The 14,350-nt window shown below is 70.0% G+C and carries 12 protein-coding genes and 1 pseudogene; 4 read left to right on the forward strand and 9 right to left on the reverse strand.

All coding sequences use genetic code 11. The features are described 5' to 3' along the window. Both PSH25_RS19065 and PSH25_RS19070 read right to left on the reverse strand, forming a co-directional pair. Positions 1 to 1,183, reverse strand: a 1,183-nt coding sequence (locus tag PSH25_RS19065; RefSeq protein WP_238660371.1) for an anhydro-N-acetylmuramic acid kinase, incomplete at its 3' end; no start/stop codon positions are given. A gap of 11 nt (positions 1,184 to 1,194) precedes the next feature. Then, positions 1,195 to 2,760: a sodium:solute symporter gene (locus PSH25_RS19070; protein ID WP_238660372.1), complete on the reverse strand. Its 1,566-nt coding sequence runs from the start codon at positions 2,758 to 2,760 to the stop codon at positions 1,195 to 1,197. A gap of 252 nt (positions 2,761 to 3,012) precedes the next feature. On the opposite strand from PSH25_RS19070, the gene murQ reads away from it, so the two are divergent. Then, a complete protein-coding gene (gene murQ / locus PSH25_RS19075; RefSeq protein ID WP_238660373.1) occupies positions 3,013 to 3,906 on the forward strand; it encodes an N-acetylmuramic acid 6-phosphate etherase in 894 nt (297 codons plus the stop codon). A gap of 464 nt (positions 3,907 to 4,370) precedes the next feature. Here murQ and PSH25_RS19080 read toward each other — a convergent pair. Beyond that, a pseudogene (locus tag PSH25_RS19080) lies at positions 4,371 to 4,718 on the reverse strand (ADP-ribosylation/crystallin J1); the annotation flags it as partial. 159 nt (positions 4,719 to 4,877) lie between these two features. On the opposite strand from PSH25_RS19080, the gene PSH25_RS19085 reads away from it, so the two are divergent. Next, positions 4,878 to 5,888, forward strand: a complete 1,011-nt coding sequence (locus tag PSH25_RS19085) for a hypothetical protein (RefSeq protein WP_238660374.1) — start codon at positions 4,878 to 4,880, stop codon at positions 5,886 to 5,888. A 107-nt stretch (positions 5,889 to 5,995) separates the two neighbouring features. Here PSH25_RS19085 and PSH25_RS19090 read toward each other — a convergent pair whose 3' ends face one another. The 4 genes from PSH25_RS19090 to PSH25_RS19105 form a co-directional block, all read right to left on the reverse strand. After that, complete coding sequence (locus tag PSH25_RS19090; RefSeq protein ID WP_238660375.1) at positions 5,996 to 6,280, reverse strand: hypothetical protein; 285 nt, start codon at positions 6,278 to 6,280, stop codon at positions 5,996 to 5,998. A 13-nt stretch (positions 6,281 to 6,293) separates the two neighbouring features. Next, positions 6,294 to 7,025, reverse strand: a complete 732-nt coding sequence (locus tag PSH25_RS19095; RefSeq protein ID WP_238660376.1) for a hypothetical protein — start codon at positions 7,023 to 7,025, stop codon at positions 6,294 to 6,296. A gap of 227 nt (positions 7,026 to 7,252) precedes the next feature. Then, positions 7,253 to 8,491 (reverse strand): MFS transporter, encoded by a 1,239-nt coding sequence (locus PSH25_RS19100; RefSeq protein ID WP_238660377.1) that lies wholly within the window; start codon positions 8,489 to 8,491, stop codon positions 7,253 to 7,255. Between the two features lie 75 nt (positions 8,492 to 8,566). Further along, positions 8,567 to 9,232: a DNA alkylation repair protein gene (locus PSH25_RS19105; protein WP_308193693.1), complete on the reverse strand. Its 666-nt coding sequence runs from the start codon at positions 9,230 to 9,232 to the stop codon at positions 8,567 to 8,569. Between the two features lie 110 nt (positions 9,233 to 9,342). Here PSH25_RS19105 and PSH25_RS19110 point away from each other — a divergent pair, with 110 nt between their 5' ends. Further along, entirely contained in the window at positions 9,343 to 10,056 is a 714-nt protein-coding gene (locus PSH25_RS19110) for an alpha/beta fold hydrolase (RefSeq protein ID WP_238660378.1), read from the forward strand. Positions 10,057 to 10,118: 62 nt separating this feature from the next. On the opposite strand, the gene PSH25_RS19115 is transcribed toward PSH25_RS19110, so the two are convergent. Continuing rightward, positions 10,119 to 11,882 carry an alpha/beta hydrolase-fold protein gene (locus PSH25_RS19115; protein ID WP_238660379.1) on the reverse strand — a complete coding sequence of 588 codons (1,764 nt, stop codon included), beginning with the start codon at positions 11,880 to 11,882 and terminating at the stop codon, positions 10,119 to 10,121. A gap of 347 nt (positions 11,883 to 12,229) precedes the next feature. Here PSH25_RS19115 and PSH25_RS19120 point away from each other — a divergent pair, with 347 nt between their 5' ends. Continuing rightward, positions 12,230 to 12,622, forward strand: coding sequence for a YybH family protein (locus PSH25_RS19120; protein ID WP_238660380.1), 393 nt, complete (start codon positions 12,230 to 12,232; stop codon positions 12,620 to 12,622). Positions 12,623 to 12,742: 120 nt separating this feature from the next. Here the strand turns inward: PSH25_RS19120 and PSH25_RS19125 are convergent, their stop codons facing one another. Then, complete coding sequence (locus PSH25_RS19125; protein ID WP_238660381.1) at positions 12,743 to 14,311, reverse strand: alpha/beta hydrolase; 1,569 nt, start codon at positions 14,309 to 14,311, stop codon at positions 12,743 to 12,745. Positions 14,312 to 14,350: the final 39 nt, after the last annotated feature.

The following is a 14,350-nucleotide window of genomic DNA, read 5'->3' on the forward strand; positions in this document are numbered from 1 at the left end:
AACGCCTCGGGGCTCGGCCGGCGATCAGCAGTCGGCGGGGAGCGGTGCTGACCGGCGCCGGCAGCCGCAGCGGCTGCCGACCGGGGGTGATGCTGCCGAGCACCGAGGCGTGCCGCGCGCCGGTGCCCGAGCGCAGGGTGCCCGGCAGCCCGTGCACGGTCAGGTAGCCCAGCAGCGCGAAGGCCAGCGCCTCCTTGGCGTCCGACGCGATGCCCAGGTCGTCGCTGGAGGACAGGTCGGCGCCCGGTAGCTCCTCGGCGATCATGCGCATCAGCGTCGGGTTGTGCGCGCCGCCGCCGGAGACGACGAGCCGGGTGACGCCGTGGTCGCGGCAGGCGCCGGCCACCGTGACGGCCGTCAGCCGGGTGAGCGTGGCCAACACGTCCTGCGGTTCCGGGGTCGGCGCGTCGGCGAGGGCGGCGAGCAGGTAGGGCAGATGGAACAGCTCCTTCCCGGTGCTCTTCGGGCCGGGCAGCCGGTAGTACGGCTCGTCGAGCAGCCGCCGCAGCAGCTCCGGGTTGACCTGCCCGGCGGCGGCCCCACGCCCGTCCCGGTCGTACTCCTCGGTGCCTCCGCTGAAGTGGCGGGCGGCGGCGTCGAGGAGCGCGTTGGCCGGGCCGGTGTCGAAGGCGAGTGGGTCCGCGGCCGGCGCGACCACGGTGATGTTGGCGATGCCACCCAGGTTCAGGGCGGCCGGAACGCCGGGCAGACCGCCCAGCAGCAGCGCGTCGAAGAGGGCGACCAGGGGAGCGCCCTGGCCACCGGCGGCGACGTCGCGGCTGCGCAGGTCGGCCACGACCGGGAGACCGGTGGCCTCCGCGATCCAGGCCGGCTGACCCAGCTGGAGGGTGCCCCGAACCGTGCCCGCCTCGACCCAGTGGTGCATGGTCTGCCCGTGCGAGACGACCAGGTCGGCCTGGCCGTCGCACAGTTCGGCGAGGGCCCGCACGCCGGCCTCGGCGAAGGCCTGGCCGATGCCGGTGTCCAGCACGCAGATCGCCTCGGTGGTGGTCGCCGCGGGCGGCAGGGCGGCGGCGATCTGCGTGCGCAATTCGTCGGAGTACGGGTGGCTGAGCCGGCCCAGCGGTCGCATCCGCAGGGTGTCGCCGCTCAGCTCGAACTCGGCTGCGGCGGCTTCGATGCCGTCGTAGGAGGTTCCGGACATCAGGCCGATCACGCGCATCACGTCCTCCTTCACGCCCGGCCGACGGGTGTCGCCGCTGCGTCGTCGTCGACCTCGTCGGTACGTCCATGGTCGTACGGCGTCTCCGGGGCCGGGTGGAACCGGCTGGACACCGCGCCGACGACCAGGGTGATCAGGACGCCGATCGGGACCAGCCACTGCGCGGCGATGGCGGTGGCGGTGGTGGTCCCGGCCGTCGTCACATCGATCTTGACGTAGCGGACGATGTAGGTCATCACCGCCACGGTGACGAGGAAGGCGATCACCGCGTCGACCTGGTTGGCCCGCTTGACGAGACGGCCGAGCAGGAAGGCCCCGAGCAGCGCGCCGTAGGTGTAGCCGGCGATGGTCAAACCGGTCAGGTAGACGTTTCCGGTGCTGGAGCTGAACGCGCAGGCGAATACCGCCATCAGCACCGCCCAGACCAGGGTCATCACCCGGGCGAGCCGGAGCATCGCGTCGTCGGACGGGACCGTGCGGAAGAAGCTGTGGATGAAGTCGGCGACTGTGGAGTTCGACATCGAGTTGAGCGCCGAGGACAGCGACCCCATCGCGGCGCCGAGGATGCCGGCCACCAGCAGACCCGAGATGCCCACCGGCAGGGCGTGCAGGATGAAGCTCGGGTAGAGGTTGTCGCTGCTCGCCAGGCCGAGTTCCTTGAAGGTCTGACCCTTGTTGTACGACCACAGCAGCGCGCCGACCAGGGAGAACGCCGCGAACTGGATCACCACGAAGATGCCCGAGGAGATCATCGCCTTCTGCCCCTCGCGCAGCGTGCGGGTGGACAGGATGCGCTGGACGATCAGCTGGTCCGACCCGTGGCTGGCCATTGCGAAGATCGCGCCGCCGATGATCGCGGTCGGCAGGGCGAACGGGCTGGTCAGCACGTGCGCGAGCGTGAAGTTGGTGTCGAAGAGCTGGAACTTGCCGGCGTCCAGCGCCTGCGAGTAGCCGTCGAAGCCGACGGCGTGGCTGAGCACCGCGATGGCCAGGATCGCCCCGCCCAGGTACAGCCCCATCTGGATGGCGTCGGTCCAGATGACCGCCTTGATGCCACCGAGGTAGGTGTAGACCACCGTGATGAGCGTCAGCACGATGATGATGGCCTGATAGCCGACATTCAGCCCGAACTCGTCGAGGAGAAGCTTGATGGGGATGGCCGAGGCGAACAGCCGTACGCCCTCGGCGAGCAGGCGGGTGAAGACGAACGTCACCGACGCCAGACCCTGGAGTTTCAGGCCAAACCGCTCACCGAGGTACTGGTAGGCGCTGACGAACCCACCCCGCTTGTAGAGCGGGATGAGCACGGCGGCCACGACGACCCGACCGATGACGTAACCCAGGGCCAGCTCGACGTTGCCGAAGCCCTGCCCGCTGTAGGCGCCGCCGGGAACACTGATCACGGTCAGGACGCTGGTCTCGGTGGCGACCACGGAGAACGAGACGGTCCACCAGGGCAGTCGACCCTCGCCCACGAAGTAGTCCTTGGCGGACTTCTGTTTACCGGACAGGCGTAATCCGACGAAGGCGATCACCACGAGGTACAGCACGATCACGACGAGGTCGAGTTGACGCACGGCTCGCTCCCAACCAGCGATTGTCAATAAGTGACGTTGACCCAGGGTAACGCGAAACTTTTTGCCACCGCCCGTCCGGGCTGGTTACGCTGTGGTTTCAGCCTGCTGATACGGGGACTGTTCGCAGCTGTGCCTCGGCCCGGCCGCGGCGGCGGGTCGCGAGGACGCGCTCGACGGTGAGCCGTCGCCGGCGACCGGAGACCTCTCCCCGCCGGCCGGCGACTGCACACCAGCGAGAGGAACGAGCACCCCGTGGACCTCAGCACCCTCGGCACCGAGACCCGCAACGACAAGACCAGCGACCTCGACCGGATGTCTCCCACCGAGTTGCTTCTCGCGATGAACGACGAGGACCGGACGGTCGCCGACGCCGTCCGCCGGGCCGTGCCGGACATCGCCGCCGCCGTCGACGTCATCGTGGCGTCGCTCCGCCAGGGCGGGCGGCTGATCTACCTCGGCGCGGGCACCAGCGGCCGGATCGGCATGCTCGACGCCGTCGAGATCCCACCCACCTTCGGTACGACGCCCGACCGGGTCGTCGGTCTGCTCGCCGGCGGGGCACAAGCCTTCGGCGTCGCCGTCGAGGGCGCGGAGGACGACCCGACCCGCGCCGTCGCCGACCTCGACGCGGTCGGCCTGACCGCCCGCGACACGGTGGTCGGGCTCGCCGCCAGCGGCCGTACCCCGTACGTGGTCGGTGGGTTGGACCACGCCCGCGCGCTTGGCGCGGCGACCGTCTCGGTGGCCTGCAACACCGACGCGGTGGCCAGCCGGCACGCCGACGTCGCCATCGAGGTGCCCACCGGCCCCGAGGTGCTCACCGGCTCCACCCGGCTCAAGGCCGGCACCGCCGAGAAGCTGGTCTGCAACATGCTCTCCACCGCCACGATGGCCCGGCTCGGCAAGGTCTACGGCAACCTGATGGTGGACATGAACGCCACCAACGAGAAGCTCGTCGACCGGGCGCGGCGGATCGTCGCCGAGGCCGCCGACACCGACCTCGACACGGCGGCACGGGCGCTCGCTGCGGCGCACGGGCACGCCAAGACGGCCATCGTGCTGCTGCTGGCGAACTGCACCGCCGAGGAGGCCGCGGCCCGGCTGCGCGCCGCCGACGACGACGTCCGGGCGGCCGTCGCGGCCTGAGCCAGGGGTTCGCCGGGGCGTCGTGACCGGGTCGGGGCGAGGGTGATCGGTAGCTCGTCGCCCGGCTCGGGTCAGCCCTCCAGGTCGAACGCGAAGGTGCCCGCCTCGATGCGGTCGAGAAGCTGGCCGACATCGTCGGCTTGCCGGATGGCGGTGTCCCACCCGCCACTGACGATGTCGACGAGCAGCACCGGGGCGGGGTCACTGCGCAGGTCGAGGACGAGCTGTTCTCTGGAACCGTCACCGCCGATGATCGCGATACCGGGGTGGGCGACGGTGGCCTGGTCCCACGCCTCGTGCAGCTCGAGCATCTCGCGTGGCGAATTGAGCCACACGTAGGCCTCGGTGGTCATCCAGCCTCGCCGGAACCACGACTCGCCCTGGAGGTAGGTGCGCCACGCCTCAGGCAGCGCCCGACCCAGGGCCTCCTCCGCGTCGGTGAACTCCTCGTCGTCGACGGGGCCCCGGTACTCGGCCTCCGCGATGATCGCGCCGACGAGGTGGGCGTTGAAATCGTCAAGCTCCTCGGCGGGGATCCAGTACTCCAGCACATCGCGACCACCGGCCTGCTGAACCTGGTAGCGGTCCAGGTAGGAACGTCGCACGTCGAACCGGGTCACGTAACCGACGCCTTTGGCGGGGACGTTCCACTCGCGGGCGATCTTCGTGGCGTACCAGCGGTTGAGCACGGGGTAGAAGATCGGCTGGTCGGGCAGGCGTGGTGGCCAAGCCCGCCACCCGGCCGCCGCCACAAGGTCGAGTTCGGCCTGCCCGGTGGGCCGCCACAACGTGATCGTGTCGGAGTTGCCGATGGTCTGCTCCCTGTCGGTCCCGGTGATGGCGACATGATGCCACCGCCCGACATTCTGGTGGTACGGGTTTCCCGTGGGGGCGCCGCGGCTTCTGCCGGTGGCGACCGCCGTGCTGTCGGCACGGGTTCGCTGTCGGTCAGCTCGCCTAGAGTGCGCCGCATGTACTTCGTCTGCCGGTGGCGCGAGGAATCGCCGTTCAGCAAGCGGGTGGTCACCGTGCCCGACGCGACCCCGCTCGACTGGTTCCGCCGGGGCTGGGGTCGCGACGACCCACGAGAATGGATCGAGAGCGAGCTGGGCGAGGACGTCTACGGCCTGGACTCGATCTTCGAGGAGGCCCGGGAGCGGCACCTGCCACCGCCGGAGACGGTTGACGAGCTGCGCGACCTGCTGAACGAGCACCTCTGGGTGGAGGGCGACGACGACGGCACGTTCATCCGGCTCGGTGAGCACGCCCTGCGTGTGCGGACCGACGACGACGAGGTGGATCTGGCCTACTACTTCGTCGACGAGGACGCCGCCACCGCGTCGCCTGACCGGCTCGCGTACCTGCTCCACGACACCTGGCCGCTGCGCGCCGACGCCGCCGCGCCCGGTGCGGTCTTCGAGCATGGCGTGCCGGTCCGTACCGTCCGCATCGCTCCGTCCGGGCCGGAGGCCGTCTTCTCGGTCCGTCTGTGCTGGGATCCGCCTGGTATCGAGACGAACCTGGATCTGGCTGGCGCCCTCGTCTTCCCCGGCCTCACTCTGCCGGGCTTCGCCGCCCGTCTTCGGGCCGTCGACGCGCCCGACACCCGGCTCTGGCCGCACGACGCCCGGTTGCTGCGGGCCCTGATCGCGCCGGACGAAGAGGACGCTGGCGTGGCGCTGGCGCGCTACGCCCGGCTGCCCGGATACGACCCGTCGCCCGCCAACCTCGACCGGGTGTTCACGCACGACGAGATCCACCGGGAGACGCTGGAGATGATGACCCCGGCGCCGTCCGTCGGGTCGCTGATCCGGATCGACCCGCACATCGCGCAGGTCGCCCGGTACATCGATGACTTCTTCGGGTTCGACCAGTGGTTCCTCTTCGACACCAGATGGGCGGCGGCCAACCAGGACCTGGCCCGTTCACTTCTGCGTTACGTCGCGCACTGGGACCCGTACGACGGCATCACGTCGAAGTAGCCTTCTGCCGTCGTCCACGGCGTCGCGTGTTGACCAGCAGGGTGTCTGGATCGATAAGCCAGATCGACGAAGCGCCCCGTCCATAGCGGATGGGGCGCTTCGTGGTGTCAGTCGAGCTGTGGGTCGGGAACCGTTCGGTCCTCGTCCGCGTCGACGCCGGGGCAGCTGGCCAGCTCGATCCGGGGGGACCGATCCGGCGGGAGGTGGGCGAAGTCGGCGATGACGACGACATCCACCTCACCGTCGATCATCGTCTGCTCGACGGTCTCCCACGAGGCCCGCATGATTCCTGCGAATCGGTAGGAGTGTCGGCGAAGGTGGCTGAGACACCTCGCGACGGCGGGCTCCGACGGCTCGATGTGGGCCGGGATCCAGATAACGGCGATTTCCATGAACCTCTCCTGATCAACGTCGTGGACGCGAGTGGGTGATCAGGAGGTGTTGGGGCGGGGGAGGGCCCCGCTCCACAGGACGGCTGGTGGCGCGTATGTCGACGGCGGTGACGGTGAGCCCTGGCCGCAGCGGCGAGGTGGGCGGCGGAGCTTCGGCTGTCGACGTGGGTGGATCAGCGCCGCCGGCACCGACGCCGGCCGGTGCGGACGCGAGCGCCAGCACGAACGCCGGTGGCCCCGGTGCGGGACGGGCCGGCGGGTCGGGCCGCTCTCCGGTGACGGCGGTCATCGTCGCCCGCGCCTGCTTGGCCGCCCGGCCATCGGACGTGCCCTGGTCGCCACCCCGGGACCGCGTCGACGGTGGCGGCGTTGGCGGCGAGGCCACGCGTCCATCGGGGGACGCCGAGGTGGACGGTGTGGGCGTGGCCTTCGACGACGATGGGGTAGGGGCCGGCCGACGTGGCGGCACGGTGGAGGGTGTGGCCGACGGCGTCGGCACCGGAACGGCCGACGGCAGGGGCAGCGGGTCCGTCGACGGTAGGGGCACGGGTAGCGGCAAGGGGACGACCGCGGTCGGCAGGGGCAACGGGACGGTCAGCTGCACCTCGATCAGATCGGCCACCGAAACCTTGATGACCTTCGGTGAGGTGGCCAGCTCCACCAGCGGGAGACGCGGCGGCGGCGTGTCGGCATGGGCGGGGTTGGCACCCAGAGCCGCGCCGAGCGCCACCGCTCCGAAAGCCACCGGGGGGAGGCTGTGCCTCAGCCGCATCAGACGAAGGCCGCCGGCAGCGGTGTCGCCAGCCCGGCCCGATCCGATTCACCGGTCCGGTGCCACTGGCCGAGCGGTTGCCCCTCGCACCCTGCCGTTGCCTCCATGCGCGGGTTCTTGCCCCGGGAAACCGCGGGCTACACCTTGTGTCGACATCCCGAGTGAGCACTGTGGACCAACCGAAAACACACAAGGCCGGTTCACACCCGGGCCTCGGTGGGTGTCGGCGTGGGGTCGAGTGGCAGGTCACGCAGCCGGCGGATCGGCGTCGACAAATAGATGATCGGGGACAGCACGGTGAGCGCCCCGAAGATCAGCAGGGTGGTGCGGGCGCCGAGTGGCCCGGCCAGGATGCCGGCGAGCAGGCCGCCGACCGGGATGGCGCCCCAGGAGACGAACTTGACCGTGGCGATCACCCGGGACAGCAGCTCCGGCGGGCTGGCGAGCATCCGGTACGTGCGGGTGGTCACGCTGAGCACCACTGTGGAACCGGCGAAGATGAGGTTCCCGACGGCGAAGGCCAGGAATGCGGTGGTGCCGGTGCCCAACGGGATGATGAGCGCGCCGACCACACCGACGAAGGCCGAGATGATCAGGCCGCGGGCGGTGCCGAAACGATCGGTGAACCGGGTCGTCAGCGCAGCGCCGATGAGTGTGCCGAGGCCGTCCGCGGCGAGCAGCAGCCCGACCATGAACGGCGAGGCGTGCAGCTCGCGCACCAGATAGAACGGGAAGAGGGCCAGCATGGCGCCGTTGACGAAGTTCGTCGCGGTGGCGTCCCACATGGCCGGTCCGATGATCGGGTGTCGGAGCACGAAGTGCCAGCCCTCACGGATCATCGTGACCATCGGTGGCCGCTCGGCCGGTCGCTGCACCCGCCGGGCCGGCAGGGTGCGCAGCAACACCGCGGAGAGCAGGTAGCTGACGGCGTCCACGAACAGCGTCGGCACCGCACCCAGCAACTGCACCGCGAGACCGCCCAGGGATGGCCCGCCCAGCGCGGTGGCGGCATGCGTCCCGGAGGTGAGGCTGTTGCGGGCCTGCAACTGCGCGGCCGGCACGATCTCCGGCAGGAAGGTCTGGTTCGCCACGTCGAACAGCACGTTGGCGAAGCTCACCACCAGGGCGACCGCGATCAGCTGGGTCACCGTCAGCATGTCGAACCACCAGGCCAGCGGAACCGACGCGATGGCGAGCGACCGGACCAGATCCAGGGCGACCTGCATGCCGCGCAGCGGCACACGCTGCACGATCACCCCCGCCGGCAGGCTGATCAGAAGGTACGCCAGATAGCTCGCCGCCGTGATCAGACCCATCTCGAAGGCCGTCGCGTCGAGCACGGTCAGCGCGGTCAGCGGTAGCGCCACCGCGCCGACCGCCGAGCCGAGTTGGCTGGTCGTGCCGGCGACCCACCACCGCCAGAAAGTAGTAAGTCTCATAATGGAACTCACTATAGGGGCGCGTGGGAGATGGCGTCGACCCCGCTGACGCGGTCGAGACCGGGAACCCGCTTTCTATCGCGCTCGGCGCACCATCTCGCCGATCCAGGTGGGCGCGAACGGAGACGTGCAGCCGGGGGAGGTGGGGTAGTCCTTCAGCACCTCCAGGCGTTCGCCGATGTCGATCGCCCGAATGCGGTGCTCGGCGTGCTCGATGCCAATCTGCGCCAGGCAGTGGTTCATCGCCCACTGCAGGCGATCCGGCGCGTCCCTCATCTCGGTCTCGATCACGTCGAGCAGCCTCGCGAGGTCGAGCGTCTCGGGCTTCTTCGTCACGCGTTCGGTGGTCAGCGCCCAGCCGGCACTCGCGACCACCGGATTCGGGTCGGCGAACCAGGCCAGCCGCAGCTCCTCGGCGTGCGGATTCTTCTTCACCACGTAGTTCACGAGCCAGTCGTGCACCTTCGGGGTGCGTGCCTCGCGCACCATGGCGTCCAACTCGTCCCGCTCGAACGCCCTGGGACGGCAGATCAGGATCGCCAGCAGCCTCGCCGAGGTCGTACCCGTCGCCCAGAGTTGGCGCGCGAGATCGTGCTGCGTCTTCAGCCGCTTCGCGAGCGCCCGAAGCGCACCGAGGGGCACACCATGATCGTCACCGTGTCTGGCGTTCACCTCCCGTGCCTTCGGGTCCTCCAGCCCTTCCAGTTCGGCCATCACCTCGGCCAGCGTCGTCGTAGCCATCGCAGCCTCCTGCCAATCGGGACCGGACGTTTCACACTCGCGTAACGGGTATCCAGGCGTACCAGTGCGACCGGCGGTGAACAGCTTTACGGAGTGAGGGGGCACCTGTCATGCCTGATCCACAGCCCACCATCGTGCTCGTGCACGGCGCGTTCGCCGAGTCGGCGAGCTGGAACGGTGTGCTCGAGCGGCTGGGCGCCGCGTACGACTCGGTGGCCGTCGCGAACCCGCTGCGGAGCGTAGCGGGCGACGCCGCGTACGTGCGGGACGTGGTCCGCGGGATCGGCGGTCCGGTCGTCCTCGTCGGCCACTCGTACGGCGGCATGGTGATCACCCAGGCCGCGGCCGGCGACACCTCGGTGCGGGCCCTCGTGTACGTCAACGCCTTCGCTCCGGACACCGGTGAGTCGGCGTTGACGCTGTCCGCGAAGTTCCCCGGCAGCACCCTCGCCGACACGCTGGTGCAGTACCCGGTGTCGACCGGTGGGAACGAGGTGGCGATCGGCCAGGACCAGTACCACGCCCAGTTCTGCGCGGACGCGTCGGACGACATGGCCGCGCTGATGGCCCGGACCCAGCGGCCGATCACCGAACAGGGCCTGGGTGACAAGCTCACCGGCGACCCCGCCTGGCGCTCGCTGCCCAGCTGGTTCGTGTTCGGGGACGCTGACAAGAACATTCCCGCCGACGTGCACCGCTTCATGGCCGAGCGGGCCAACCCCCGGGGGCAACGCGAGGTCGTCGGTGGCTCGCACGCGATGACGGTGGCCCGGCCGAGTGAGGTCGCCGAGACGATCATCGAGGCGGTTCGGGGCGTGAGCTGACGGTCCGGACGGGCGCCTGACGGTGGGCCGACGACGAGAGGTCGCCGGCCCACCCCTGCTGGCTAGTGAATCCGCAGCTGCTGGTGGACCGCTGCGGTGGGGGCGTGGACCGGGTCACCCGAGTAGGCGACGTGCACCGGGTACACCCCGGTGGGCAACCCGTCGGTCGGAAGTTCGACGACGGCCGCGCCACCGCGGAGCGGAACCACCCGAGTGGTGCCGCCGAAGGTGACGGCGACCTCGCCGGTCACCTTCGGAGCCTTGCGGTGCGGAGACTGTGCCCGCACGTCGACGGTCAGCGTGAACATGCCACCACGGACGACCGAGGTCGGCGTGGCCTTCGCCTTCACCGCGACTCGTGCCGGGCCCGGAGGCGTAAGGGTGACCTGGGCCGAGCGTGACTTGGTCGGATCGACCACCGACGTGGCCACGACAGTGAGCGACGACGCGGTCTCCGTGGCGGCTACCGAGAGCAGACCCTCCGCGGAGATGGTGGTCCCGGTGGAGGTGGCTTTCTGGACCGACCACGTCACTGCCGGACTCACACCCTCGTTGGTCGTCACCTGGGCGGTGAACTGCCTGGTCCAGTTCCAGCCCGTCGTCAGGTTCACCGTCGCGGGCGCCACCGACACGGAGTCGACGCCCGACCACAGGATGTCCCGGGCGAAGATCGTGAACAGTTGGCCGGCCGTCATCCCGTCGTGCGCGCCGGGGACCTGAGCCGTCGCGGCAGCGTACCCCCGGGTCCGGAAGTTGTCCGCGATGGCGTTCTGGGCGTTGAGGTTGCCCTCGAAGACGCCGTTGCCGAGGAAGACGGAGAGGTCGTCGTCCCCGACCGCGTTAGCGATGGTGTCGTAGTCCTGGGTGGTGAGGGACGGATTACCGGAGAAGTGTCCGTAGAACGCGAAAGTGGTCGGGTAGTTCTTGATGACGACGCCGCCGGTCATCCCGCCGTACGAGAACCCGGCGTAGGCGCGCCCGGACCGCTCGGTCGAGACGTTGTAGCTGCGCTCGATGAGAGGAAGGATCGTCTGGACCAGGTTGTTGGCCGCGTTGGTCTGGTTGTAGGAGGCGAAGCCGAGGCCGGTGCCCGTGAAGTGGTTGCCCATGGTGACGACCACCGTCGGCTCGATCTCACCCCTGGCCGTCATGTTGTCCAGGATGTTCGGGACGTTCGCGGGGACCATGAAGTCGGTCTCGTCGCCGAAGATGCCGTGGGCGAGGTACGCGACCTTGTACGGCTCAGCGCGGTTGGCGTCGTAGTTGGCCGGCAGGTAGACGCCGAGGTAGTGGCCGCTGTCGCCCAGGATCGTCGTGTACGGGACGTACTGGACGGTTCCCCGCTTCGCGCGGTCGGCCACCGGAAGCTCGTAGTCCGCACGCTCCTTCAGCACCGGGTCGTTCTGCTTCCTTGCGTACGGCACGTACACGGCATCGAGAACGTCGTTGTTCCTGACCCGGAACGAGGACTCGCCCGGCGGCCGAGGGTTCGTCGAGGCGGGATCCCAGATGCGCTTGTTCTCCCAACCCTGGGTCGGGTCCCAGACGCGGTACCAGTAGCTGAGACCTCCGGCGTGCAGCGGGACCGAGACCGACCAGTTTCCCTTCGGGCCCCTGGTCATGTCGCGGAGGAACTCGGTGCCGCCCGCGTGGTAGCGCCCCGGTTGCCACTCTTCCGGCTGGTAGCGCGTGGTGCCGGTGTCGACGTCGAGCAGGGTCAGGTCCCCGGCGAGGCGGACCTGGGTGGCGTGGGGATTGCGGTAGACGAACGTGACGGTGTAACCGGTTGGTGAATTGCGGTCCGCCTTGACCGTCGCGCCCGGCACGGGCGTGGGCCTGCCCGCGGCGGCAGCCGGTGCGGGGACGACGGCCCCCGCACCGAGTGCCGTGAGCGCGAGAATCGAGATCGCAAGCCGGAGCCTGCGTCTTCCGGTCGTTTCCCTCATGCGCGAAGACTCCTTTGTGGTGGTCGCTCGTCGCGGTCTGGTCCGGTGGTGGGAGTTGAGGGCTCCGATGGCAGCTAAATCGAATTAGCATCGGGAGTGTGGCTGGCGACACCTTTCGATGTCAAGGGGGTGTCCGGGCCGAGGGTGGCGAGCGCCCCGATGTGTGCGCCACGCGCGGCCTGCGGGTTCTCCCAGCTGGGCGCCGCTCGGATGGCAAGGTGATGGCCATGGACAGGAAGCACGTCGAGGAGTGGCTAGCCACCTACGAGCGGCTGTGGCGGACCCCGGGAACGGACGCCCTGGTCACGCTCTTCACCGAGGACGCGAGCTACCAGCAGGGGCCGTACTGGACGCCCGTCGTCGGCCTGCCGGCCATCGCCCGGATGTGGGAGAAGCAGCGCAAGGGCCCCGACGAGGTGTTTCGGATGACCACGGAGATCGTCGCGGTCGAGGGGGACACCGCCGTGTCACGCCAGGAGGTCCGCTACGGCGACCCGGTCGACCAGGAGTACCGCGACCTGTGGGTCATGCGGTTCGCCGACGACGGACGGTGCCGATCGTTCGAGGAGTGGCCGTTCTGGCCGGGACAGCAGCCGGCCGACCCGCCCGACGGCTCCTGACCCGAGAGGGGTGCGGCGGCGGCGCCCCAGCCACCGGGGTAGCAGACCTGACCGACGCGTCGTTGGACCGGTCGCGCTACCTACCGTGAGCTGGGGCGTCACCGTGACGACGTCGACGCGTCAGACCGGGGCGGCCGGACAGCTCGCGCCGGGCGGCGGGGTGGCCCTGGTGATGAGGTACCGCTCCACGTGACGACGGGTGCACTCGTTGCGTGGGTAGCTGGCGTGGCCCGACCCCTCGTAGGTGAGGAGGTGGCCCCGGCTGCCGAGCTGGCGTACCACCCGCTGGGCTCCGTCGTACGGGGTGGCCGGGTCGTACCGCCCGTTGAGCACCAGCAGCGGCGCGCTCGTCCGTACCCGCAGCTCATGTTGTGGGTTGGTCGCCGTCCAGCCCAGGCAGATCGCACCGAAGCGGACGGCCAGCGGGGAGGCCCGCAGGTGCGGCGAGGCGGCGCGGGACAGTTCGAGATACCGGTTCCAGTCGGCGAACCCGTCGATCGGCAGCGACCAGTCCTGGCAGAACGCCGGTAGCGCGTACTCGGTCAGGTCCTTGTCGCCGTCGACCGGCACCATCGGGGACGCGAGCGCGGCGGGCTCGCCCCGCTCCAGCGCGAGCAGCATGTTCGCGAGATCGGCCCAGGTCGCGTCGAAGAAGTTGACGAAGGTCGCGAACCCAAGCTCGAACCAGGTCAGCGCGGTGCCCGTACCCGCGTCGACAAGCGTGCCGGCATCGGCACGGCGCATCAGTCGGTCGAAGAGTGCCGGGACGTCGCGACCGTGCAGCGCGCAGCTGGGAGTCCGCTCGCACCAGGTCACGAACTCGTGGAACAGGGCCTCGTTACTGGCCGCCCCGCTGCGGAAGTACTCCCGGACCCCCTGGCTGTGGTCCATCACGCTGTCCATGACCAGCGCGCGGACGCGGTCAGGGAACAGCTCGGCGTAGGACTGCCCGATCAGCGTGCCGTAGGACCACTGGTAGAAGCTGAGCTGCCGCTCACCGAGTGCCGCCCGGATGGCATCCGTGTCACGCGCGACGCTCACACTGTCGAGGTGGTCGAACAGCGGGCCACTCTGAGCGCGGCAGTCGTCGCGCAGTTGGCCGTTGTAGGTGCGCAGCCGCTCGTACTCCGCGGCGTTGGCGGGTGCCAGGGCGGGGTGCCGGGCCAGCAGCGCCGATGAGCAGCGCACCGGTGTGCTGCGGACCGTGCCCCGGGGATCGAAGCCGACGATGTCGAAGCGGCGCAGCACGTCCGGCCCGAGCTGGCTGTCGGCCGTCAGCACCACGTCCACCCCGGACATGCCGGGACCGCCGGGGTTGTAGACCAGGGCACCGATGCGCGCGGCCGGGTCGGTGGCGGTGCGTCGGGCCAGCGCGAGCTGGAAGGTCTCCCCGCCCGGTCGGGCCCAGTCGACCGGCAGGCGCAGGGTGCCGCACCGCGTGCCCGGATCGTCGGGCCGTTCCGGGCACGCCTGCCAGTCGATGCGACCGTTCCACCCGCCTGTGGTGTTCACGGTGACCGGGCCGTTGCCGCCGGCCTCGGCCGGCGTGGTGCCCGCGAGCGACGGTGGGGCGTTGAGCGACAGGGCGACGAGGACCGCGACGACGGCCGAGAGGCTGCCGAGGAGCCGCCGGCGTCGACGGTCAACCCCGCTGGGATGCCGGAAGGTGGTTCTCTTCGTGGTCAACATTCGTCCAGCCTGCCGACGTCCGGTCCACGTCGGATCCAT

It is taken from the genome of Micromonospora foliorum, from assembly GCF_022229015.1.
GTDB lineage: Bacteria > Actinomycetota > Actinomycetes > Mycobacteriales > Micromonosporaceae > Micromonospora > Micromonospora foliorum.